The organism is Bradyrhizobium sp. AUGA SZCCT0176 (genome assembly GCF_018130145.1).
Lineage (GTDB): Bacteria > Pseudomonadota > Alphaproteobacteria > Rhizobiales > Xanthobacteraceae > Bradyrhizobium.
Window position 1 is genome coordinate 446,841 of record NZ_JAFCMB010000002.1, and the last position, 23,659, is coordinate 470,499.

Below are 23,659 nucleotides of genomic sequence, written 5' to 3' on the forward strand. Positions count from 1 at the left end.
TTGGTTGCGCAGAGGTAAGCAAGACGTGGATCACCGGGACAAGCCCGGTGATGACGAGTTGCGAGAGCGTTCGCACCATCACTCAATCACCGGCACATGCCTCGCCGCATCACGCGGCGCAGTGCCATCAAGCCGCGGATCGTCCTCGATCTCGATCTGCCGCCGGAAGGCGCGAAAGCCGGAGCGCTGATAGAACGCCACCGCTGATGGATGATCGTGCGTGCAGGTGTGCACCCAGAACCGCTCGATCGGCCGCGACCATGACAGCTCCAGCGCGCGGTTCATCATCCAGCGGCCGGCGCCGCTGCCGATCAGTTTTGCGGTGACGCCGAAGAAACCAAGCTCGCATTGCCCGGCCTCGCGAAAGTCCAGTTCAAGCAGGCCTTCGTCGCGCCCCTCATGCTCCAGCGCATAGACCTCCACCAGCGGTGAATGGATGTTTGCCGCGAGCCTGGCATCCGGCATCCGCGTCCGCGAAATCCACAGCCACTCCTCGCCGACACGGCGGAACAGTTCGCGATACCAGTCGAGGCCAGGGGCCTCCGCGCGGCGCAGCGTCCATGCGCCCTTGGGATCGGACGGGATCGCGGGGAGTTCGGTCATCTCCAGATGCGTGACGACGGTGGCGATCTTGCCGGGAGGAACGTCGAAGTCGCCGTCGGGAAGGATCATGCGTTCGCTCGCTGCCAGAGGACATCGACCTGCCCGCCACGCGGGAGGCGGACAGTCAATGTCAGTCGATCCTGAGAAAGTTCGAAGAACCGCTCCTGATCAGTCCCGTTCCAATTCGGAAAGGAGCTGGCTTCAACGTGGATAGCAAGAACCCGGCGGGGTCCGTCGATGACGTAGGTGCCGAAATAGGTGATGGTTCCAAGCGCGGTCTTTTTTGCCTCTTCCGCCGATATCTGCGCGATCTGGCCGAAGTTCTCGATCTGGTAGTTGACGCGATCCGAGCGCATGACCGAAATCATGTAGTGGCCGGCCGTATCGAAAAAGGCCAGGCCTTGGGGATTCTCGCCGAATTGCTCCAGTTTGGTTCCATCACCGTTGGTCTGCTTCCATGAGACAAGGGTCCAGGCGCCGGCAAGCTGCTCGTTGAGCGGTCTTCCGGCGGCACCTTGCGCCATCAGCCTTCCCCCTCGTCGCTCGCCAGCAACCCCTTCACTGCTCTCCCCCACCCCGCCAATTTCCGCTCCCGCGTCGCCGCACTCATCGCCGGCTTGAACCTGTGCTCCAGCCGCCAATTGTCGGCGAACTTTGCGGGCTCGGGATAGACGCCGGCCTGCAACCCCGCGAGATAGGCGGCGCCGAGCGCCGTTGTTTCCTGAATCATCGGGCGATCGACCGGCGCGTCGAGCAGGTCGGCGAGGCGCTGCATGGTCCAGTCGGAGGCGGTCATGCCGCCGTCGACACGGAGCACGTTGGCGGCCTTTTCGCCCGGCCAGTCGGCGCGCATCGCCTCGCGCAGATCGTAGGTCTGGTAGCAGACGCTCTCCAGCGCGGCGTGCGCCAGTTCGGCCGGGCCGGTGTTGCGGGTGAGGCCGAACAGCGCGCCGCGCACGCGCGGATTCCAGTAGGGCGCCCCCAAGCCGACAAAGGCCGGCACCAGATAGACGCTCTGCATGGAATCGGATTTGTCGGCGAGCGGGCCGGTCTCCGACGCCTGCTTGATGATGCCGAGGCCGTCGCGCAGCCATTGCACCGCGCTTCCGGCGACGAAGATCGAGCCTTCGAGCGCGTAGGTGCGCTTGCCGTTCAATTGATAGGCGATGGTGGTGAGCAGCTTGTTCTTCGAGGCCACCGGCGTGGTGCCGGTGTTGAGCAGGGCAAAACAGCCGGTGCCGTAGGTCGATTTGATCATCCCGGGCGTGAAGCAGGCCTGGCCGATAGTGGCAGCCTGCTGGTCGCCGGCGATGCCTGATATCGCGATCGCACCGCCGAACAAATCTGGTTCGCTCTCGCCGAACCTGGCGGAGGAATCCTTCACCTCGGGCAGCATCGAGCGCGGCACGCGCAGCAGTTTCAGCAGCTCGTCGTCCCATTCGCCGGTGTGGATGTTGAACAGCAGCGTGCGCGAGGCGTTGGTGGCGTCGGTGGCATGCACCTTGCCGCCTGACAGACGCCACAGCAGATAGCAATCGACGGTGCCGAACATCAGCTCGCCGCGCGAGGCGCGTTCGCGCGCGCCGGGCACGTGGTCGAGGATCCATGCGACTTTGGTGCCCGAGAAATAGGGATCGATGATCAGGCCGGTCTTGGCCGAGATCGCAGGCTCATGGCCTTCACTCTTCAATTTGGCACAAATGTCGGCGGTGCGGCGGTCCTGCCAGACGATGGCGCGGTGCACGGCCTGGCCGGTGGCGCGGTCCCACACGACCGTGGTCTCGCGCTGGTTGGTGATGCCGATCGCGGCGATGTCTTTCGCCTTCAGGCCCGCCTTCTCCAGCGCGTCGCGGCAGACCATCACCGTCGAGGTCCAGATATCCTCCGGCTCGTGCTCGACCCAGCCCGAGGCCGGGAAATGCTGCGGGAATTCCTGCTGCGCCGTGGCTGCGATCGAAATGTCCGATCGAAACACGATGGCGCGCGAGGATGTGGTGCCCTGATCGATCGCCAGCACAAAGGACATGATGGTGCTTCCCGGAAAGGTTGGTGGTGGCCGAGAGGCAATCCGATTGAGAGGCGAAGGTCAATATCTCAACGTCGTCCCGGCCTAGTGCGCGATTGCGCACGGGGGCCGGGACCCATACGCCGCGGCCCATCGATTACGGCACGGCGTCAGCGACCTTTTTTCGATCGATAGCACAACGCGGTATGGGTCCCGGCGTTCGCCGGGACGACGGATATACTTACGTCGCCGCCGTGGTCACGCCGCCATCGACCACAATCGTCTGGCCGGTCATGAACGTCGATGCATCCGACGCCAAATACGCCACCGCGCCCGCGATTTCGTCGGGTTCGCCGATGCGGCGCAGCGGCGTGGAGGCCGTGCGGCGCTTGAGGTTTTCAGGATCTTCCCACAACGCCTTGGCGAAATCGGTTTTCACGAGGCCCGGCGCCACGCAATTGACGCGGACGCCTTTCGGGCCCCATTCGCCGGCGAGGCTGCGGCACAGCGAGAAATCCGCGGCCTTGGAGATGCCGTAGGCGCCGATCACGGTGGAGCCGCGAAACCCGCCGATCGAGGAGATGATGACCACCGAGCCGTTGCCGCGCTCGGCCATCTGCGGGATCGCCTGCGCGCACAGCCAGATGTTGCTCTTGACGTTGGAGCCCATGATCTTGTCGAAGGCCTCGTCCTTGATGTCGAGCAGCGGACCGTAATACGGATTCACGGCCGCATTGCAGACCAGGATGTCGACCTTGCCGTAATGCTTTGTGGTGCCCGAAATCAGCGCGTCGACTTCCTCGCGGCGCGAGATGTTGCAGGGAATGACATGGGCGTCGCCGCCGGCCTTCTTGATGCCTTCGGCGACCTCCACGCAGGCATCCGCCTTGCGGCTGGAGATCACGACCTTGGCGCCGAGCTTTGCCAGCAGTTCCGCCGAGGAGCGACCGATGCCGCGGCTCGAGCCGGTGATCACGGCGACCTTGCCGGTGAGATCGAACGGGGTTCCCTTCACGATACGCTCCCTTTTATTTGTTCGTTGTCGTTGCCGTTCTCTATCCGTCATGCCCGGCCTTGTGCCGGGCATCCACGACTTACTTTCTTTGCCGCTAAGACGTGGATGGCCGGGACAAGCCCGGCCATGACGACAAATTATATTCGTCATTCCGGGATGGTCCGACGGACCAGACCCGGAATCTCGTCATTCCGGGTTCACGACTGCGTCGTGCCCCGGAATGACGGAGTCAGATCAACCCGCCCGCATCCGTGACGCGGCGCAGATGATAATCCGTGTCGCCAAAGCTGTTCTCGATCATGGTCAGGCGCTTGAAGTAGTGGCCGATCTTGGCTTCCTGCGTCATGCCGATGCCGCCATGGAGCTGGATCGACTGCTGGCCGACGAACTTCAGCGATTTTCCAATTTGCACTTTCGCGGCAGCCACAGCTGTCGCACGCTCCTTGGCGTTGTCGAAATCGGCCGCCATGGTCGCGAACATCGACATGCTGCGGGCCTGTTCGACGGCGACGAACATGTCGGCGGCGCGGTGCTGCAGGGTCTGGAAGGTGCCGATCGCGACGCCGAACTGTTTTCGCGTTTTCAGGTACTCGACCGTGGATTTCAGCGATTCATCCATCGCCCCGACCGCTTCGGCGCACATCGCGGTGCGGGCGTCGTCGACCACGCGCTCGATCAGTTCAAGCGCGTTCTCGGGGTCGCCGATCGCAGCCTCGGCGCCAACCTCGACGCCGGTCAGCGTGATGTCGGCGGCGTGCAGGCCGTCCTGGGTCGGATAGCCCTTGCGGCCGATGCCCTTGGCATTGGCCGGCACCAGGAATACGCCGATGCCGGACTTGTCCCGCCGTGCGCCTGAGGTGCGCGCGGTGACGATCAGGGTGTCGGCGTTCTCGCCGTTGATCACGACGAATTTTTCGCCGTCGATCACCCAGCCCGCACCCTTTTTCTTCGCGGTCGTGGCGACGTCGGAGAGATCATAGCGCGAGTTCTTCTCGAGCTGCGCGAACGCAAAGGTCTTGCTGCCGTCGATAATCCCCGGAATATGCGCGGCCTTCTGCTCGGCCGAGCCGCCATGGCGCAGGAAGCCGCCGGCGATCACGACCGTGGCCAGATAAGGCTCCAGCACCAGCGCCTTGCCCATCGCCTCCATCACGATCGCGGTTTCCACCGCGCCGGCGCCGAAGCCGCCGTCTTCTTCCGAGAACGGAAGGCCGAGCAGCCCCTGTTCGGCAAGCTTGCCCCAGACGGTCTTGCTCCAGCCGCCCTTCTCGGTGCGGTACTTCTTGCGCGCCTCGAAGTCGTAGGAATCGTTGAGGAGACCGTCGACGCTTTCCTTGAGAAGCCGCTGCTCCTCGGACAAATCAAAATCCATGTTGTTTCGTTCCTTTAACCGATCGCTCGTTTCTTAACCTCTCCCCGCTTGCGGGGAGAGGTCGGATCGCCCTTGCGATCCGGGTGAGGGGGTACCGCACTCACCGTTAGTTCAGCGCTCGCGGTGAGAGCCCCTCACCCCGACCCTCTAAGAGCGAGCTTTCGCTCGTCTCGACCCCGCAAGCGCGGGGCGAGGGAGAAGAAATCACAGCCCCAGCACCGCCTTGGTGATGATGTTGCGCTGGATCTCGTTGGAGCCGCCGTAGATCGAGACCTTGCGGTTGTTGAAGTAGCTCGGCGCGATCTGCGCGGTCCAGTCCATCGCCTCGTTGGAGCCGTCGTCGCCATGCTCGTCATAGGGCGCGGCGAACGGGCCGATCACTTCCATCAGGAGTTCGGTGGTGGTCTGTTGGATTTCCGAGCCCTTGATCTTCAAGACCGAGGACGCCGGATTGGGCTTGCCCTTGCCGTGCTTGCCTTCATCGGCGACGACGCGGAGCTGCGTCAGTTCGAGCGCCTTCAGCTCGATCTCGCAGGCGGCCAGCTTCTCGCGGAAACCCTGGTCCTCGAGCACGGGCTTGCCGTTGGACTCGACCTTGGAGGCGAGCTCCTTGATGCGGCGCAGCCGCTCCTTGGAAACGCCGACCCGGGCGATGCCGGTGCGCTCATTGCCGAGCAGGAATTTGGCGTAATCCCAGCCCTTGTTCTCCTCGCCGATCAGATTCTCGACGGGCACCTCGACGTCGTCGAAAAACACTTCGTTGACCTCGTGGCCGCCGTCGATGGTCTCGATCGGGCGCACCGTGATGCCCTTCGACTTCATGTCGAACACGATGAAGGAGATGCCCATCTGCTTCTTGGCGTTGTTGTCGGTGCGGCAGAGACAGAAGATCATGTCGGCGTGCTGCGCCAGCGTGGTCCAGGTCTTCTGGCCGTTGATGATGTATTTGTCGCCACGGCGCTCGGCCTTGGTCTTCAGCGAGGCGAGGTCCGATCCGGAGCCCGGCTCCGAAAAGCCCTGGCACCACCAGTCGTCGACATTGGCGATGCGCGGCAGATACTGCTTCTTCTGCGCTTCATTTCCGAAGGTGTAGATGACCGGGCCGACCATGCTGACGCCGAAGGCGAGCGGCGCCGGCGCCGGGTGCATCTGCAGCTCTTCGTTGAAGATGTAGTGCTGCACGGAGCTCCAGCCGGTGCCGCCATATTCCTTCGGCCAGTGCGAGACGCCCCAGCCCTTCTTGTTCAGGATGCGCCACCAGGTAACCATCTCGTCCTTGGACAGGTGGCGGCCTTCCTGCAGCTTGCGCCGTGTATCCGGCGGTACGTTGTCTTTGAAGAAGACCCGCACTTCCTCACGAAACGCTATTTCTTCCTTGCTGAAAGCGAGATCCATCGGATCCTCCTGTGAGCGAATTGACTTACTTATCTCTCATCGTCGTCCCGGCGAAGGCCGGGACCCATAACCACCGAACTCTGATATTGCGAAAGCCGTCTCCCATTGTGCCCCCAGGCGAAGCCGCGGCGTATGGGTCCCGGCCTTCGCCGGGACGACGGGTGTCGTTACGACCGTCCTCCTGATACGAGCTGTTGCTTCTGCGGCGAAGGCTGCTGCAGACGCAGTTCATGACGCGACAATTTTCCGACCGGCGTGCGCGGCAATTCATCGACGAAATCGACCGCGGCCGGGATTTCATGCTTGCCGAGCTTGCCGGTGAGGAAGGCGCGCAGCTCTTCCAGCGCGAACGGTTTTGCATCGCTGCGCAGCTTGATGAAAGCTTTTGCGGCTTCGCCGCGGTAATCGTCGGGAATACCGATCACGATCACTTCCTGCACGGCGGGATGGGTGTAGATCGCCTGCTCGATCATCTGCGGGTAGACGTTGAAGCCGCCGGAGATGATCATGTCCTTCTTGCGGTCGACCAGGTAGAAATAGCCGTCGCCATCCATGTAGCCGATGTCGCCGGTCAGGAAGCGGTCGCCGACGAAGGCTTCCGCGGTTTCCTTGGGCCGGTTCCAGTAGCCTTTGGTCACGTTGGGTCCGCGGATACGGATTTCGCCGACCTCGCCGACCGGCATCAGTTGCTTGGGATCGTCGAGCGACACCACGTCCATCTCGATGCCCGGCAGCATCAAACCGATCGAGCCGGGTTTGTCCGGGCCTTCCTTGGGATGGGCGGTGCCGGGCGAGCAGGTCTCGGTCATGCCCCAGCCGCTCTTCAGCTTCATGCCGACCCTCTGTTCGAGGATCCGCGCGACTTCGACCGGCAGCGGTGCGCCGCCCGAGCCGACGCTGACCAGCGAGGACAGATCGCGCGTGTCGAGATCGGGCAATGCGGCGATCGCGATCCACATCGTCGGCACGCCGGGGAACGCGGTGGCGCGCTTCGTCTCGATATCGCGAATTACGGACTCGACATCAAAGCGTTGATGCAGCGAGATCAGATGGCCGCGCCGGATCGAGGACAGCAGCACCACTGTCAACGCATAGATATGGAACAGCGGCAGCACGCAGATCACGCGCTCGATTGGATTGTTGCGCTCGGCGCGCGACGGCTTGCCCCAGACGTCATAGACCGACACCGCCGAGGTCAGGTTGCCGTGGCTGAGCATCGCGCCCTTGGGCAGGCCCGTGGTGCCGCCGGTATACTGCAGCAGCGCTACATCATCGGCGCTCATGACAGGCCATTGCGAAGGCCTCGACGCACCATCGGTGAATTGCTTGTAGGTGATGACGGCCGGATTGTTCGGCAACGCCGTCTGCGGCGTGCCGACCTTGCCCCAATCATCGTCCTCGCAGACGATGAGGCGATCGAGCAGACCCTTGTCGAGGAATTTCAGTGCGGTGGGCAATAACGCCGACAAATTGCTGGTGACCAGCACGCGCGCGCCGGAATCCGAGAGCTTGTGCGACAGCGCGATCTCGCCGTCGAGCGGCGACAGGTGCACGATGCGAGCGCCGGCTTTCAGCGCACCGAAGAAATTGACGGGATGATCCGGCGAATTGCCGAGGAACAGCGCGACCGAACTGCCCTTGCCGTAGCCGGCGCGCAGGAAGGCCGAGGCTGCCGCCTCCACCAGGGATTCGAGCGCGGCGTAGCTGATCGGCCGGTCGCGGAATTCGAGCGCCGGGCGCGAGCCGAACTCGGCGGCCGCTGCCGACAACAAATCAGGCAGCGTGCCGCGCGGCAGCGGATCGTCCCAGTGAACGCCGTGTGGATAGAACTGTTCGCCGGGATGGGTCATGCTCGCCCCACATCGTCATTCCGGGGCGCTCGCACCCAGCGAGCGAACCCGGAATCTCGAGGTTCCCCGATGTGCATTGCACATCTGAGGTTCGCGCTGCGCGCGCCCCGGAACGACACTGAGAGGACGTCCAGCCCCATCAAGCCGCTTTCGACTGTGCCAGCGACGCAAAGGTCTTGCCCTCCGCGGCGAGGCGCTTGAGCAGCGGCGCCGGTTCGAGCGAGGGATCGTTGGTCTCCTTGGCGTAGTACGACAGACGATCCGCGATGTGCTTGAGGCCGACCTGGTCGGCATAGAACATCGGGCCGCCGCGATAGATCGGCCAGCCATAGCCATAGAGCCAGATCACGTCGATATCGCTCGGACGCGCCGCGATGCCCTCCTCCAGGATCCGCGCGCCCTCGTTGATCATCGGGTACATCATGCGCTCGAGGATTTCGTCGTCGCTTACCACGCGGGTCTTGCGGCCGAGGCGCTGCAGGGTTTCGGTGATCAGCTTCTCGACCTCCGGATCCGGCATCGGCGAACGCGAGCCGCCTTCGTATTTGTAATAGCCCTTGCCGGTCTTCTGGCCGAAGCGGCCGGCTTCGCACAGCGCATCCGCGATTTCCGACTTGAGGCCGCGGTCCTTGCGCGAACGCCAGCCGATATCGAGGCCGGCGAGATCGCCCATCGCGAACGGGCCCATCGGCATGCCGAATTTCGTCACGACGGCATCGACCTGCTGCGGCAATGCGCCTTCGAACAACAGCTTTTCGGACTGCTTGCCGCGCTGCGCGAGCATGCGGTTGCCGACAAAACCGTCGCAGACACCGACCACCGCCGGAACTTTCGCAATTTTGCGCGCGATCGAGACGGCCGTGGTCAAAGCATCCGGCGCGGTCTTGTCGGCACGCACGATTTCGCACAGCTTCATCACGTTGGCCGGGGAGAAGAAGTGCATGCCGAGCACGTCCTGCGGACGGCTGGTGACCTTCGCGATCTCGTCGATGTTGAGATAGGAGGTGTTGGAGGCGAGCACGGCGCCCTTCTTGGCGTATTTGTCGAGCGCGGTGAACACTTCCTTCTTGATCGCCATGGTTTCGAACACGGCTTCGATCACAAGGTCAGCGTCCTTGACGTTCTCAAGGCCGACCACCCCGGTGATCAGGCCCATCCGCTTGGCCGGCGCGTCTGCCGGGATGCCACCGCGCGCGGCGGTCGCCTCGTAATTCTTCTGCATCACGCCCATGCCGCGCTTGAGCTGCTCTTCGCCGGTCTCGATCAGCGTCACCGGGATACCGGCATTGGCGAACGACATCGCAATGCCGCCGCCCATGGTGCCGGCGCCGATGATCGCGACGCGCTCGACATTGCGCGGTTTTGTGCCTTCGGGAACGCCGGCGACTTTTGCCGCCTCGCGTTCGCTGAAGAAGGCGTAGCGCTGCGCCTTCGACTGGTCTGATGACACCAGCTTGAGGAAACCTTCGCGCTCCTTCTTCAACCCTTCGTCGAACGGCAATTCGATCGCGGCGCGCACGGCATCCGCGGCGGCGAACGGCGCTTCCAGTCCGCGCGCCTTCTTGGTGAGGGCCGCGACCGCGTTGGTGAAGATCGAAATATCGGCTTTCGCCGCGGCGAGCTTCGAATCGTCGTCGCGCAGCTTGCGCAGCGGGCGCTTCTCCGCCAGCACCTTGCGGGCAAAGGCTTCGCCGCCCGAGGCCGGACCTTCGACGATTTCCTCGATCAGGCCGTTCTTGAGGGCTTCAGCGGCGCCGATCGGATCGCCGCTGACGATCATCTTGACCGCCATTTCCGGGCCGATCGCGCGCGGCAGGCGCTGCGTGCCGCCGGCGCCCGGCAACAGGCCGAGCTTCACTTCAGGCAGGCCGAGTTTTGCCTCTTTGGTCGCCACGCGGTAGTGGCATGCCAGCGCGACTTCGAGACCGCCACCAAGCGCGGTGCCGTGGATGGCGGCAATGATCGGCTTCGGCGAGTTCTCCATCGCGACCAGCACTTCATGCAGACCCGGAGGCTTCGGCGGCTTGCCGAATTCGGTGATGTCGGCGCCGGCGATGAAGGTGCGGCCGCCGCAGGTCAGCACGATCGCCTTTACCTCGGGATCAGCGATCGCAGCCTTCATGCAGTCGAAAATGCCGCCACGCACGGCGGCGCTGAGCGCGTTCACCGGAGGGCTGTTGACCGTGACGATGGCGATGGCGTCATGACGTTCGAGTGTTACGACTTCGTTCACGGGACTCTCCCTGAATGCCTGTTCTTGATTGCCGCTCGAACTTGCGTTGAGTGGCTACGGCGTTTTGTTGATTTCGCACTGCGAAATTCAATTCCACATCTTGACAGGGAGGGTTATTTTGAAGCACGTCCCTTGTCAACGAGCTCGGCACAGCAGCAGGCAATGAAACGTCCAGGGAAGAAAGCGGCGACTGATCGCAGCTTCGTCGTCGCGCTCTCCCGCGGACTTGATGTGTTGCGCGCATTCCAACCCAACGACGGGCTTCTTGGCAATCAAGAGATTGCTGCCCGTACTAAATTGCCGAAGCCAACCATTTCCCGGCTGACCTACACCTTGACCAAGCTGGGCTATCTTACACCCGTTCCGCGGTTCGAAAAGTATCAGCTCGCGCCATCAGCCATGGCCCTGGGGTATGCCGCGCTGGCCAATCTCGGCGTTCGGCATTTGTCCGAACCCTACCGTGAAGCGCTGATGCGCGAGACCGGCGGCGCGGTTGCGGTCGGCGGCCGCGACCGTCACAGCATGATCTATTTCGGCCAGAGCCGGACCGGCTTGCTTGGCGTGCAGCTCGACGTCGGTTCGCGGGTACCGATAGTGACCACCGCGATGGGACGTGCCTATATCTGGGCGCTGCCCGATGACGAGCGTGCCGCTTTGTTGCGCGAACTGCGCGACCATTACGGCAGCAGCCGCTGGCCGCGAATGCGCGACGGCATCGAACGCGCGGGCGAAATGGTGGCGCGTCAGGGATTCACGATCTCCGCCGGCGAATGGCAAGACGATGTGCACGCGGTAGGCGTCGCGTTGAAGCTCAGCGATGGAACCGGACCGTATGCCTTCAATTGTGGCGCGCCCGCTTTCCGTTTCACGGAAGATCGCTTGATCAACGACATTGGACCTCGCCTTGTGACGATGGTAAGGAACATCGAGGCGGCGCTGGGCGGCGCAGCCCCGCAATCCAAAAAAGAAGAGAACAAGAAGTTGAAAGCAGGAGGGAAAGTTGCACGTGTGGTCGAGGGGATCAGGTAGCCATCATCATGACCGGCGCAAGTTTTCGCGCGGTCATTCCCGCTCCATGAGTTACTCCATGAGTCACTCAGTGAGTCATTTGGGCGGGACGCGATGACGCAGGCACAGCTCGCGCAGGGAAATGCTCCCCTGCTTGCGGTTCGCGACGTCAGCGTCGTGTTCGGCGGCATCATCGCGTTGAATGGTGTGTCCTTTGACATGCACAAGGGCGCCATCCTCGGCCTGATCGGACCGAACGGCGCCGGCAAGACAACGCTCTTCAATTGCCTTTCCAGGCTTTATCAGCCGAGCACCGGCGACATCCTGATGGAAGGCGCCAGCATCCTGACGCGGCCAGCGCACAAGATCGCCGAGATCGGCATCGGCCGCACGTTCCAGAACGTCGCGCTGTTTCCCAACCTCTCGGTGATGGACAACGTTCGCGTCGGCTGCCACTCGCGCTCCTCCAGCGACATCATCTCGGATTCGCTCAAGCTCGCCTGGGTTCGCCGCGGCGAAGCCGAGATCAACAGGAAGGTTCATGAGATCCTCGATTATCTGGATCTCGGTGACGTCGCGCACACCGTGGTATCCGGCCTGCCCTTCGGCACCCAGAAGCGCGTCGAGCTGGCGCGGGCGCTGGCCGCCGATCCGAAAATCCTGCTGCTCGACGAGCCCGCCGGCGGTCTCAACCACGAGGAAGTTCACGTGCTCGGCGATCTGATCCGCCGCATTCGCGACGATCGCCATATGACCGTGCTGCTGGTCGAACATCACATGGGTCTTGTCATGTCGATCGCCGACCATGTCGTCGCACTCAACTTCGGCCGCAAGCTTGCCGAGGGAACCCCGGCCCAGGTCCAGGCCGACCCGGATGTCATCAAAGCCTATCTGGGGAGCAAGGACGACCAATGACCGCGATGCTCAACGTCAAGGATTTGCGGGCCTATTACGGCCAGGTCCAGGCGCTCCATGGCCTGTCCTTTGCCCTCAACGAGGGCAGCCTGACCACCCTGCTCGGCGCCAACGGCGCCGGCAAGACCACCACGTTGCGGGCGATCTGCAACATGGTGCGCTCCACCGGCGCGATCGAATTCGAGGGCAAGTCGCTCTCCGGCCGCTCGACCGAAAACGTCGTCCGTCTCGGCATTGCGCATGTGCCACAGGGCCGCGGCACCTTCACCACCATGACGGTGGAAGAGAACCTGCAACTCGGCGCCATCACGCGCAGCGACTCCAAGAACATCGTTTCCGACATCGAGCGCATGTACGCGCATTTCCCGGTGCTGAAGGAACGCCATACCCAGCAGGCCGGAACGCTGTCGGGCGGCGAACAGCAAATGCTCGCGGTCGCGCGTGCGCTGATGTTGCGGCCGCGGCTGATGCTGCTGGACGAGCCGTCATTCGGTCTCGCCCCCCTGATCGTGCGCGACCTGTTCAAGATCCTCGGCAAGATCAACCGTGAGGACAAGGTTACCATTCTGGTGGTGGAGCAGAACGCGCAACTGGCGCTGGAGCTCGCCGACCAGGCCTATGTGATCGAAACCGGAAAAATCGTGATGTCGGGGAACGCGAAGGAAATCGCGAGCAACGAAGACGTCCGCAAATCCTATCTGGGCTACTGAGGAGCACGGCCGTGGAACTACTTACCAACCAAGTCCTGGCCGGCATCGCCACAGGCGCGATCTATGCCTGTATGGCGCTCGCGGTGGTCATGATCTACCAGGCGATCGACCATCTGAATTTCGCCCAGGGCGAAATGGCGATGTTCTCGACCTTCATCTCCTGGCAGCTGATGCAGTGGGGCATACCGTACTGGTGGGCCTTCCTGGCCACGCTGATCATCTCCTTTGCCGGCGGCATCATGATCGAGCGGCTGCTCTTCAAGCCGCTCTCCAAGGCCCCGGTCCTGACCAACGTCGCCGGCTTCATCGCCCTGTTCGCCATCGTCAACTCGATCGCCGGCCTGATCTGGGATTTTACCATCAAGCAGTATCCGACGCCTTTCGGATCCTCGCCCTTCCTCGGCAGCCAGCTGATCTCGACCCACCAGGCCGGGATGATCGGTGTCACTCTCCTGATGCTGGTCGGGCTCTACCTCTTTTTCCAGTTCACCCGGATTGGCCTTGCGATGCGCGCTGCTGCGGCGTTGCCGGAATCGGCGCGGCTGGTCGGCGTCAACACCTCCTGGATGATCGCGCTGGGCTGGGGCATGGCCTCCGCAATCGGCGCCGTCGCCGGCATCCTGATCGCCCCGGTCGTGTTCCTCGAACCGAACATGATGGGCGGCGTCCTGGTCTACGGTTTCGCCGCCGCCGTGCTCGGCGGGCTTTCCTCGCCGCTTGGCGCCGTCATCGGCGGCTTCCTGGTCGGCGTCTTCGAGAACCTCGCCGGCACCTACATCCCCGGCGTGGGTAATGAACTGAAACTGCCGATCGCGCTTGCGCTGATCATCACCGTCCTGGTCTTCAAACCTGCCGGTCTCTTCGGCCGAGCCATCGTCAAGCGAGTCTGATCATGAGCGCAGCTGCAGAAGACGCCGTTACAGAAGCCCCGGCCGTCGAGGCCGTTCCGAAGCGCGCCATGACGCTGAGCACCGGCACCTCGCTGGTGATCCTGGCGGCGCTGCTCGTCACACCGATGTTCGTGAAGAACTTCGTCGTCTTCCAGATGACGATGGTCATGATCTACGGGATCGCGGTGCTGGCGCTCAACATCCTGACCGGCGGAAGCGGGCAGTTTTCGCTCGGCCAAAGCGCGTTCTACGCGCTCGGCGCCTATACGTCGGCGGTCCTGATGGAAGTCGCCAACATGAACTACGCGCTGACGCTGCCGATTGCGGGGCTTGTGGCGTTCGGCGCCGGCTATTTGTTCGGCAAACCCGCCTTGCGGCTTTCCGGCATCTACCTTGCCCTTGCCACCTTCGCGCTGGCGGTCGCCATGCCGCAGCTCCTGAAGCTGCATTTCCTCGAGCACTGGACCGGCGGCGTGCAGGGCCTCACCGTCATGAAACCCGATGCGCCGTTCGGCCTGCCGATCGGACAGGACAAGTGGCTCTATTACTTCACACTGGCGATCTCGCTGGCGATCTATATCGGGTCGATCAACCTGCTGCGCTCGCGCTCGGGCCGCGCCTTCATGTCGATCCGCGACAATGAGATCGCGGCCTCGGCCATGGGCGTCGACGTCGCGCAGTACAAGACGCTCGCCTTCGGCGTGTCCGCGGGCATCACCGGCATTGCCGGCGGGCTCAGCGCCATCGTCGTGGCGTTCGTGGCGCCTGACAGCTACACGATCAACCTGGCCATCGCGCTGTTCCTCGGCATGGTGGTCGGCGGCGTGGGCTGGCTGCCCGGCTCGTTCGTCGGCGCCGCCTTCATCATCTTCGTGCCCAACATCGCCGAGAGCATCTCCAAGGGCCTCTCCGGCGCCGTGTTCGGCGTGCTGCTGTTCCTTGTCATCTTCCTGGTGCCGCACGGCGCAAGGCAGGTCGCAATGGTCGCCCAGCATTTGCTCGGCAAACTGACGAAGAAGAACTAACCTCAAACTCGAATCCGGAAACCTGAAATAATGATGCTTTCGACAACAAGAAGCGCCGCGTTCGCGACGGCGCTCATGGGCTCTATTGCCGTCAGCGGCAGTGCCCTCGCCCAGAAGAAGTACGACACCGGCGCGTCCGATACCGAAATCAAGATCGGCAACATCATGCCCTATAGCGGACCGGCGTCCGCCTACGGCGTGATCGGCAAGACCGAAGAGGCATACTTCAAGAAGATCAACGCGGAAGGCGGCATCAACGGCCGCAAGATCACTTTCGTCACCTACGACGACAGCTACAGCCCGCCGAAGGCCGTCGAGCAGGCCCGCAAGCTGGTCGAGAGCGACGAAGTGCTTGTGGTGTTCAATCCGCTCGGCACGCCGTCCAATTCCGCGATCCAGAAGTATCTCAATTCGAAGAAGGTACCGCAGCTGTTCGTCGCGACCGGCGCCACCAAATGGAACGAGCCGAAGGACTTCCCCTGGACGATTGGCTGGCAGCCCAGCTACCAGAGCGAAGCGCGGATCTATGCCAAGTTCCTGATGAAGGAAAAGCCGGATGGCAAGATCGCAGTGTTTTATCAGAACGACGACTTCGGCAAGGATTACCTCAAGGGCCTGAAGGACGGCCTCGGCGCCAAGGCGTCGATGATCGTCGCCGAGGAAAGCTATGAGACCTCGGAGCCGTCAATCGACTCCCACATCGTCAAGCTGAAAGCCACCGGCGCCGACGTCTTCATCAGCATCACGACGCCGAAGTTCGCCGCCCAGGCCATCAAGAAGATCGCCGAAGTCGAATGGAGGCCGCTGCACATCGTCTCCAACGTCTCGGCCTCGGTCGGCAGCGTGATCAAGCCGGCGGGCTTCGAGAATGCGCAAGGCATTCTCTCGGCCAACTACGCCAAGGACGGCGCGGACGCGCAATGGGACAATGATCCCGGCATGAAGAAGTTCTACGAATTCCTCGCCAAGTATTATCCCGAAGCCAACAAGCTCGACGGCTCCGTGGTCTATGGCTACGGCGCGGCGCAAACCATGGTGAAGGTGCTGGAGATGTGCGGTGACGACCTCACCCGCGCCAACGTGATGAAGCAGGCTGCCAGCCTGAAGGACTTTGCGCCCGACACCCTGCTGCCCGGCGTCAAAATCAACACGTCAGCCAAGGACTTCGCCCCGATCGAACAGCTTCAGATGCAGCGGTTCAAGGGCGAGAAATGGGAGCTGTTCGGCGACATCATCAGCGGCGAACTCAGTAATTAATATTCCGCGTCACGGGCAGTCCGCCCGGGACTTGAGACTAAAATATCGCCCCCCGCGACACCGTCGCGGGGGGCTTTTTGTTGCCCGGCGCGACCGAAAGGTATTGAATGATGGCAGGAGCCGGAAAGTGCTCCAACTTCAAGAAGAAACGACACATTCATCGTGGTCTCCAGGGAGAGAAAAACATGCCTGCTATCAACTTGCGATTGGGGGCCTTTTCGGCCGCTCTCGCATTGCTCGCCGCCACCAGCAGCGGCGCGCTTGCCCAAAAGAAATACGACACCGGCGCATCCGATACCGAAATCAAGATCGGCAACATCATGCCCTACAGCGGACCCGCATCCGCCTACGGCGTGATCGGCAAGACCGAAGAGGCCTACTTCAAGAAGATCAATGCGGAAGGCGGCATCAATGGCCGCAAGATCAACTTCGTCTCCTACGACGACGCCTACAGTCCGCCGAAGACGGTCGAGCAGGTGCGCAAGCTGGTGGAGAGCGACGAAGTCTTGCTCGTCTTCAATCCGCTCGGCACGCCGCCGAACTCGGCGATTCAGAAATACATGAACCAGAAGAAGGTGCCGCAACTGTTCGTCGCCACCGGCGCGACCAAATGGAACGACCCCAAGGAATTTCCCTGGACCATTGGCTGGCAACCCAACTACCAGAGCGAAACCATCATCTACGCAAAGTACATTCTGAAGCACAAGCCGGACGCCAAGATCGGCGTGCTGTACCAGAACGACGATTACGGCAAGGATTACCTGAAGGGCCTGAAGGACGGACTTGGCGCCAAGGCGGCGTCGATGATTGTCATGGAGGAGAGCTTCGAAGTTTCGCAGCCGACCATCGACTCCCACATCGTCAAGCTCAAGGCGAGCGGCGCCGACGTGTTCATCAACATCACCACGCCGAAATTCGCGGCGCAGGCGATCAAGAAGAACATGGAGATCGGCTGGAAGCCGCTGCACTTCCTCAACAACGTGTCGGCCTCGATCGGCAGCGTCATCAAGCCTGCCGGCTTCGAAAACGCGCAGGACATCATTTCGTCGAATTACCTGAAGGATCCGACCGACAAGCAATGGAAGGACGATGCGGGGATGAAGGCCTGGAACGAGTTCCTGGACAAATACTACCCCGAAGCCAACCGCGCCGACGCGTCGGTCATGTACGCCTACACCGTGGCCCAGGGCCTCGTGCACGTGCTGAAAGCCTGCGGTGACAACCTGACGCGCGAAAACATCATGAAGCAGGCCGCGAGCATCAAGGACCTCGAGCTTGGCGGCTTGCTGCCCGGCGTCAAGGTCAATACCTCGGCGACCGACTTTGCTCCGATCTCGCAGTTGCAGCTCATGAAGTTCAAGGGCGAGGGCTGGGAACTGTTCGGCGAAATTCTCACCGGCGACGTCGGCGGCTAATCCGCGATCGGTTCTCTAGCGCCTGACTACTAAAGGAGCAGCCCCTGCGGCATCGCCGCAGGGGCTTTTTCTTGATGCTTTCCGCTAAATCGTATTCAATCCCTCCACGTCATGCGCGAACTGCAATCAACAACAGAGCGTGACGCTTGCACAAAAAGACAATCTCAAAAAGGGAGACCCGGAATGCCTATTGCTACCAGCAGACTCGCCATTGCCTCGGCCGCGTTCATTGCGTTCGCAGCCACGAGCAACGGCGCGCTCGCTCAAAAAAAATACGACAGCGGTGCCACCGATACTGAAATCAAGATCGGCAACATCATGCCCTATAGCGGCCCTGCATCCGCCTATGGCGTGATCGGCAAGACCGAAGAGGCCTACTTCAAGAAGATCAACGCCGAAGGCGGCATCAACGGCCGCAAGATCACCTTCATCAGCTATGACGATACCTACTCACCGCCGAAGACCGTCGAGCAGGCCCGCAAGCTGGTCGAGAGCGACGAAGTGCTGCTGGTATTCAATCCGCTCGGTACTCCGCCGAATTCGGCGATCCAGAAATATCTGAACAGCAAGAAGGTGCCGCAGCTGTTCGTCGCCACCGGCGCCACCAAGTGGAACGATCCAAAGAACTTCCCCTGGACCATGGGATGGCAGCCCAACTATCAGAGCGAAACGCAGATCTACGCGAAATACATCCTGAAGGAGAAGCCGAACGCCAAGATCGCCGTGCTGTATCAGAACGACGACTACGGCAAGGACTATCTGAAGGGATTCAAGGACGGGCTCGGCGCCAAGGCCGCATCGATGATCGTCATCGAGGAGAGCTATGAAGTCTCCGAACCGACGATCGATTCCCACATCGTCAAGATGAAGTCGACCGGCGCCGACGTGTTCATCAACATCACCACGCCGAAATTCGCGGCGCAGGCGATCAAGAAGAACGCCGAAATCGGCTGGAAGCCGCTGCACTTCCTCAACAACGTCTCGGCCTCGATCGGCAGCGTCATCAAGCCGGCCGGCATGGAAAACGCGCAGGACATTATCTCGTCGCAATACCTGAAGGATCCGACGGATGCGCAGTGGAAGGACGATCCCGGCATGAAGGCCTGGAACGCGTTCCTGGACAAGTATTATCCGGAGGCCAACCGCGCCGATGCGTCGGTGATCTTCGGCTATACCGTCGCCCAGGGTCTGGTGCATGTGTTGAAGGCTTGCGGCGACGATCTCACGCGCGAGAACGTCATGAAGCAGGCGGCCAACATCAAGAACCTCGAACTCGAAGGCTTGCTGCCGGGCATCAAGGTCAACACCTCGCCCACCGACTTTGCGCCGATCTCGCAGGTGCAACTGATCAAGTTCAAGGGCGAGACCTGGGAACGCTTCGGCGAAATCCTCTCCGGCGACGTCGGCGGCTAGCGCCGTTCCGATTAAGTCGGAACGGCTCTAGATTCTTGGTTTGACGCGTTTTCTTGACGCGAACCGGTGGCCACTTCGCTGGAAAACGCTCTAGTTATTCCAAATGCCGATCGGCCCATTGCGGCCTCAAGCGCCCCCGCGGCCCGCCCGCGGGGGTTTTCTTTTGCGGCGATTGGATGGATAACCGGTCTTCCATTCGCGATCTCTGGCTTGCCGTGAACCGATGACCGACCGACGTCCCCTCCTGCGTGCGATCTTCGATGCGGCCGTCGCAGCCGCCCATCCCGATGTGGTGCTGTCGGCGCATTTGCCTCCCGCACCCAGGGGCCGCGTGATTTGCCTCGCCGCCGGCAAGGGCGCCGCTGCCATGGCCGCGTCCGCCGAGCGATACTATCTCGACACGCTCGCGCTCGACCCGGAGCGCCTCACCGGCATTGCCACCACGCGGCACGGCCACGGCGTGCCGACGCGGCGGATCAGGGTCGTCGAAGCCGGCCATCCCGTGCCCGACGAAGCCGGGCTGAAAGCGGCCGACGACACGCTGCGTCTCGCGGCCGAGGCAACCGCCGACGACCTGTTGCTGGTGCTGCTGTCGGGCGGCGGCTCGGCGAACTGGATCGCCCCGGTCGAGGGCGTTTCATTCGCGCAGAAGCAGCAGGTGAACCGCGCGCTGCTGCGTTCCGGCGCGCCGATCGGCGAGATGAATATCGTCCGCAAGCATTTGTCGCGCATCAAGGGCGGCCGGCTGGCCCGCGCAGGCTACCGCGCCGCCGAAATCGTCACGCTGGCGATCTCCGACGTGCCGCACGACGATCCGTCCGCGATCGCGTCCGGGCCGACGGTGCCGGATCCGACCACGCTGGCGGACGCCCGCGCGCTGGTCGCGAAGTACAATCTCGCCGTCGACGATGCGGTTCGGCGTGCGCTGGACGACCCGAAAAACGAGAGCTGCAAGCCCGGCGATCCCGCGTTCACGCGCGCGCGGTTCGAACTGATCGCGCGGCCGAAGGCCTCGCTCGATGCGGCGATCAGGATCGCACAGGATGCGGGCTACGCCATCATCGGTCTCGGCGCCGACCTCGAAGGCGAGGCACGCGAGGTCGCTGCCGCTCACGTCCAACTGGCGCTGAAAGCGCGCAGCGAAGGCAAGCGCACCGCGATCCTGTCGGGCGGCGAACTCACGGTGACCGTGCGCGGCAATGGCCGCGGCGGCCCCAACCAGGAATATGCGCTGGCGCTGGCGGACCTCTTGAAAGAGATACCGGACATTTGCGCGCTGGCCGGCGATACCGACGGCGCCGATGGCGGCGCCGGCAGCGCGAGCGATCCCGCCGGGGCCGTGATCGACCAGACCACATTTGCGAAGATGAAATCGCTTGGTCTCGATCCCAGGGCCTATCTGGACAACAACGACGCCACCGCCTTCTTTGTGGCAACGGGCGATCTGCTGCTGACCGGTCCGACGCTCACCAATGTCAACGACGTCAGGGTGATCCTGGTCGATTGAATTTGGGCCGTGGTCCTTCGATTTGATATCCGCCCAGGCCGATGGCATTAACGTTTTGTTGAGGACGTTCGCGGGAATGCACGAACAATTGCCGCCTCTCAAAGCTGCAATTCACCAGCCTCGTCCTTAATAGGACCCTCCTTATTGCCGGGGTGCCGCAAATCGCGGCAGGGGAACACGGGAAATGGTGCATTCTTTTGCGGGACCTATCCGTCCCGAGCCCGCTCACTTGAGTGCGCGGCTCGAGGAGGCGATCAATCATCTGTCGCTTGGAATTGTCGTCTTCGATGAGAAGCGGAAAGTCGTCTTCTGCAATAGACGTTACGCGGAGATGTACGGGCTTTCGCCGGAACAGGTGAAGCCGGGCACGCCGACCAGCGAACTGATCCGGCACCGGCTGAAGCTCGGCCTGAAGGTGGCGGTGGCGCCGGATGATTACGTTCGCGCCCGCGTCGGACAGAACATCGCGCTCGACACCACGTTTCAGGAGTTCACCGACGGGCGGATCATCGCCTACACGGTCTACCCGATGCCCGGCGGCGGCGGGATGTCGACCCACGAGGACATCACCGAGCGCGAAGAACTCCATGCCCGCCTGAAGACCCAGTACGAGCTGGGAAAGGAGCAGGAAGAGGCGCTGCGGATACGAAACTTCCAGTTCGACACCGCGATCAACAACATGTCGCAGGGGCTGTGCTTCTTCGATGCCGACCACCGCCTGATCGTGTGCAACGACCGCTTCGTCGAGATGTACGACATCCCGTTCGGCCGCGTCGGACCCGGCACGCCGCTGACGGACATCGTCGACCTTCGCTTTGAAGCCGGCAGCTTCCCCGCGATGACCCGGGATGAATATCTCCATTGGCGTACCAATGTGGCGGTTTCCAACGTCGCCAAAGACAGCATCGTCGAACTGCAGAACGGACGCACCTTCAAGATCCGCCATCGGCCGATGCCCGGCGGCGGCTGGGTCGCCACGCACGAGGACATCACCGAGCAGCGGCAATCCGAGGTCAAGATCGAATACATGGCCCACCATGATTCGCTCACCGAACTCGCCAACCGGGTGCTGCTCAACGAACGGCTCGAACACGCCATGGGCCGCGAGGAAACGGTCGCGGTTCATCACCTCGATCTTGATCAGTTCAAGGCCGTGAACGACACGTTTGGCCATCACGCCGGCGACAAGCTTCTGAAGATCGTCGCCGAGCGCCTGTGCGGACTGGTTCGCGACACCGACACCATTGCGCGAATGGGTGGCGATGAGTTCGTCATCGTGCAGGCCCCGATCGCGGACCCGGCCGACGCAACGTCGCTGGCGCAGCGCGTCATCGGCCTTTTGAGCGAACCCTACGACCTTGATGGTCACCAGGCCGTGATCGGCGCCAGCATCGGCATCTCGGTCGGACCCGGCGACGGCAACAGCCCCGACAAGCTGTTGCGGAGTGCAGACCTCGCGCTGTACCGCGCCAAGGGCGACGGGCGCGGCACGTTTCGCTTCTTTGAGCCGGTGATGGATCTGCAGATGCAGACGCGCCGCGTCATGGAGCAGGATTTGCGCAAGGCGCTGCCGGCGGGCGAGTTCGAACTGCACTATCAGCCCGTCGTCAATCTGGCGAGCAACGAGATCAGCGGATTTGAGGCCCTGATCCGCTGGAATCATCCGACCAAGGGCATGATTTCTCCGGCCGCGTTCATTCCGCTGGCCGAAGAGATCGGCTTCATCGTCCCGATGGGCGAATGGGTGATCCGCCAGGCCTGCACCACCGCGGCGCAATGGCCCGGCAACCTCCACATCGCCGTCAACATTTCGGCGGTGCAGTTTCGCAACCCCGGCCTGATGCAGGTGATAACAGGCGCGCTTACCGCCTCGGGACTGGACCCCGCCCGGCTGGAGATCGAAATCACCGAGACCGTGCTGCTGCACAACAAGGAAGCGACACTCGCGGTGCTGCATCAGTTGCGGGAACTCGGCATCCGGATCGCGATGGACGATTTCGGCACCGGCTATTCCTCGCTGACCTATTTGCAGAGTTTTCCGTTCGACAAGATCAAGATCGACCGCTCCTTCGTCAAGGACATCACCGAGAATTCGGGCTCGCTCAACATCGTGCGGGCGGTCGCAGCACTCGCCAATGGCATGGGCATGACGGCCACCGCCGAAGGCGTGGAGACCAAGGAACAGCTCGACAGCATCGCGTCCGAAGGATGCACGGAGATGCAGGGCTTCCTGTTCAGCAAGCCGCTTCCCGCCCGTGAGATCGAGCGGCTGTTCCTGAACGGGAATGGGGCGAAGGCAATCGCTGGACGTATCGTCGCGGCTTGATCGATCCACCGCCGTCATTCAGGGGTGCGCGCAAGCGCGAACCTCAGATGTGCAATTGCACATCGGGGAATCTCGAGATTCCGGGTTCATCGCTGCGCGATGCCCCGGAATGACAGTGTAGCTAAAACTCCGCGGCGATCTTCGACAGCATATCGAGCAGCGCGACGCGATTGGCCGGCCCCAGCACTTCGTTGAGGCGGGCTTCATGCTTGGTGGCGACGAGCTTCTTGGCGCGCGCCAGCACCGCGCGGCCCTTGTCGGTCAGCATCAGGATGTGGGAACGGCGGTCGTTGGTCGAACGCATCCGCGTGCAGAGATCGCGGCTTTCCAGCGCGTCGAGCATCGCCACGAAATTCGGCCGGAGGATGCCGAGCGTATTGGCGATCTCGGTCTGGTTGCGGCCGGGATTCTTGTCGAGCAGCAGCAGCACCGAAAATTGCGCCGGCGTCAGCTGCAGCGGCGCGACGCAGCGCAGGAAATCCTCGAACACCCTCAGCTGCGCGCGCTTCAGCGAATAGCCGAGCAGGTCGGACAATTCGCCCATTTGCAGGGCGGCATTCTCCGCAGCGCCGTCGACCGCTTCCTTGCCGTGGGCGCGGGAAGGCTTGACGGCGTCAGTGGCCGCCTTGGAAACTGTCATCGCAGGGGGCTCGCAATCCCGATAAAAAGGTCCGCAGTGGTCCGGGCCTTGAGGTTATGTTTGATAATTGTTATAGACTA

Annotated in this window: 19 protein-coding genes; 10 read left to right on the forward strand and 9 right to left on the reverse strand. The window is 62.4% G+C overall.

Annotated features, from left to right (window positions below; genetic code table 11):
- Positions 1-78: 78 nt before the first annotated feature.
- From JQ600_RS07155 to JQ600_RS07190, 8 genes are all read right to left on the reverse strand, one after another.
- Positions 79-672: a GNAT family N-acetyltransferase gene (locus tag JQ600_RS07155; RefSeq protein ID WP_212390139.1), complete on the reverse strand. Its 594-nt coding sequence runs from the start codon at positions 670-672 to the stop codon at positions 79-81.
- Complete coding sequence (locus JQ600_RS07160) at positions 669-1,127, reverse strand: lipocalin-like domain-containing protein (protein ID WP_212489759.1); 459 nt, start codon at positions 1,125-1,127, stop codon at positions 669-671. The genes JQ600_RS07155 and JQ600_RS07160 overlap by 4 nt, the downstream gene beginning before the upstream one ends.
- Positions 1,127-2,629, reverse strand: coding sequence for a glycerol kinase GlpK (gene glpK / locus JQ600_RS07165; protein WP_212390137.1), 1,503 nt, complete (start codon positions 2,627-2,629; stop codon positions 1,127-1,129). The genes JQ600_RS07160 and glpK overlap by 1 nt, the downstream gene beginning before the upstream one ends.
- Positions 2,630-2,849: 220 nt before the next feature.
- Positions 2,850-3,623: an SDR family NAD(P)-dependent oxidoreductase gene (locus JQ600_RS07170; RefSeq protein WP_212390136.1), complete on the reverse strand. Its 774-nt coding sequence runs from the start codon at positions 3,621-3,623 to the stop codon at positions 2,850-2,852.
- Positions 3,624-3,852: 229 nt separating this feature from the next.
- Entirely contained in the window at positions 3,853-4,995 is a 1,143-nt protein-coding gene (gene pimD, locus JQ600_RS07175; protein WP_212390135.1) for a pimeloyl-CoA dehydrogenase small subunit, read from the reverse strand.
- A gap of 204 nt (positions 4,996-5,199) precedes the next feature.
- Complete coding sequence (gene pimC / locus JQ600_RS07180; protein ID WP_212390134.1) at positions 5,200-6,390, reverse strand: pimeloyl-CoA dehydrogenase large subunit; 1,191 nt, start codon at positions 6,388-6,390, stop codon at positions 5,200-5,202.
- Between the two features lie 167 nt (positions 6,391-6,557).
- Positions 6,558-8,240, reverse strand: coding sequence for a dicarboxylate--CoA ligase PimA (gene pimA, locus JQ600_RS07185; protein WP_212390133.1), 1,683 nt, complete (start codon positions 8,238-8,240; stop codon positions 6,558-6,560).
- A gap of 139 nt (positions 8,241-8,379) precedes the next feature.
- Positions 8,380-10,473, reverse strand: a complete 2,094-nt coding sequence (locus JQ600_RS07190; protein WP_212264992.1) for a 3-hydroxyacyl-CoA dehydrogenase NAD-binding domain-containing protein — start codon at positions 10,471-10,473, stop codon at positions 8,380-8,382.
- A 162-nt stretch (positions 10,474-10,635) separates the two neighbouring features.
- On the opposite strand from JQ600_RS07190, the gene JQ600_RS07195 reads away from it, so the two are divergent.
- The 10 genes from JQ600_RS07195 (at position 10,636) to JQ600_RS07240 (ending at position 22,939) form a co-directional block, all read left to right on the forward strand.
- Positions 10,636-11,502 (forward strand): IclR family transcriptional regulator, encoded by an 867-nt coding sequence (locus tag JQ600_RS07195; RefSeq protein ID WP_212265151.1) that lies wholly within the window; start codon positions 10,636-10,638, stop codon positions 11,500-11,502.
- A gap of 93 nt (positions 11,503-11,595) precedes the next feature.
- Positions 11,596-12,396: an ABC transporter ATP-binding protein gene (locus JQ600_RS07200; RefSeq protein WP_212390132.1), complete on the forward strand. Its 801-nt coding sequence runs from the start codon at positions 11,596-11,598 to the stop codon at positions 12,394-12,396.
- Positions 12,393-13,106: an ABC transporter ATP-binding protein gene (locus JQ600_RS07205; RefSeq protein WP_212038501.1), complete on the forward strand. Its 714-nt coding sequence runs from the start codon at positions 12,393-12,395 to the stop codon at positions 13,104-13,106. The genes JQ600_RS07200 and JQ600_RS07205 overlap by 4 nt, the downstream gene beginning before the upstream one ends.
- 11 nt (positions 13,107-13,117) lie before the next feature.
- Positions 13,118-13,996 (forward strand): branched-chain amino acid ABC transporter permease, encoded by an 879-nt coding sequence (locus JQ600_RS07210; RefSeq protein ID WP_212264989.1) that lies wholly within the window; start codon positions 13,118-13,120, stop codon positions 13,994-13,996.
- 2 nt (positions 13,997-13,998) lie between these two features.
- On the forward strand, positions 13,999-15,021 hold the full coding sequence (locus JQ600_RS07215) for a branched-chain amino acid ABC transporter permease (RefSeq protein ID WP_212264988.1): 1,023 nt from the start codon (positions 13,999-14,001) through the stop codon (positions 15,019-15,021).
- A gap of 33 nt (positions 15,022-15,054) precedes the next feature.
- The gene (locus JQ600_RS07220) at positions 15,055-16,278 is read left to right on the forward strand and encodes an ABC transporter substrate-binding protein (protein ID WP_249146779.1); all 1,224 of its coding nucleotides are present in this window, start codon (positions 15,055-15,057) and stop codon (positions 16,276-16,278) included.
- Between the two features lie 185 nt (positions 16,279-16,463).
- Entirely contained in the window at positions 16,464-17,693 is a 1,230-nt protein-coding gene (locus JQ600_RS07225; RefSeq protein WP_212264986.1) for an ABC transporter substrate-binding protein, read from the forward strand.
- Between the two features lie 183 nt (positions 17,694-17,876).
- The gene (locus JQ600_RS07230) at positions 17,877-19,106 is read left to right on the forward strand and encodes an ABC transporter substrate-binding protein (RefSeq protein WP_212264985.1); all 1,230 of its coding nucleotides are present in this window, start codon (positions 17,877-17,879) and stop codon (positions 19,104-19,106) included.
- Between the two features lie 223 nt (positions 19,107-19,329).
- Positions 19,330-20,613 carry a glycerate kinase gene (locus tag JQ600_RS07235; protein WP_212489760.1) on the forward strand — a complete coding sequence of 428 codons (1,284 nt, stop codon included), beginning with the start codon at positions 19,330-19,332 and terminating at the stop codon, positions 20,611-20,613.
- Positions 20,614-20,842: 229 nt separating this feature from the next.
- The gene (locus JQ600_RS07240) at positions 20,843-22,939 is read left to right on the forward strand and encodes an EAL domain-containing protein (RefSeq protein ID WP_249135730.1); all 2,097 of its coding nucleotides are present in this window, start codon (positions 20,843-20,845) and stop codon (positions 22,937-22,939) included.
- Positions 22,940-23,060: 121 nt separating this feature from the next.
- Here the strand turns inward: JQ600_RS07240 and JQ600_RS07245 are convergent, their stop codons facing one another.
- Entirely contained in the window at positions 23,061-23,579 is a 519-nt protein-coding gene (locus JQ600_RS07245) for a MarR family winged helix-turn-helix transcriptional regulator (protein ID WP_212264982.1), read from the reverse strand.
- Positions 23,580-23,659 lie beyond the last annotated feature (80 nt).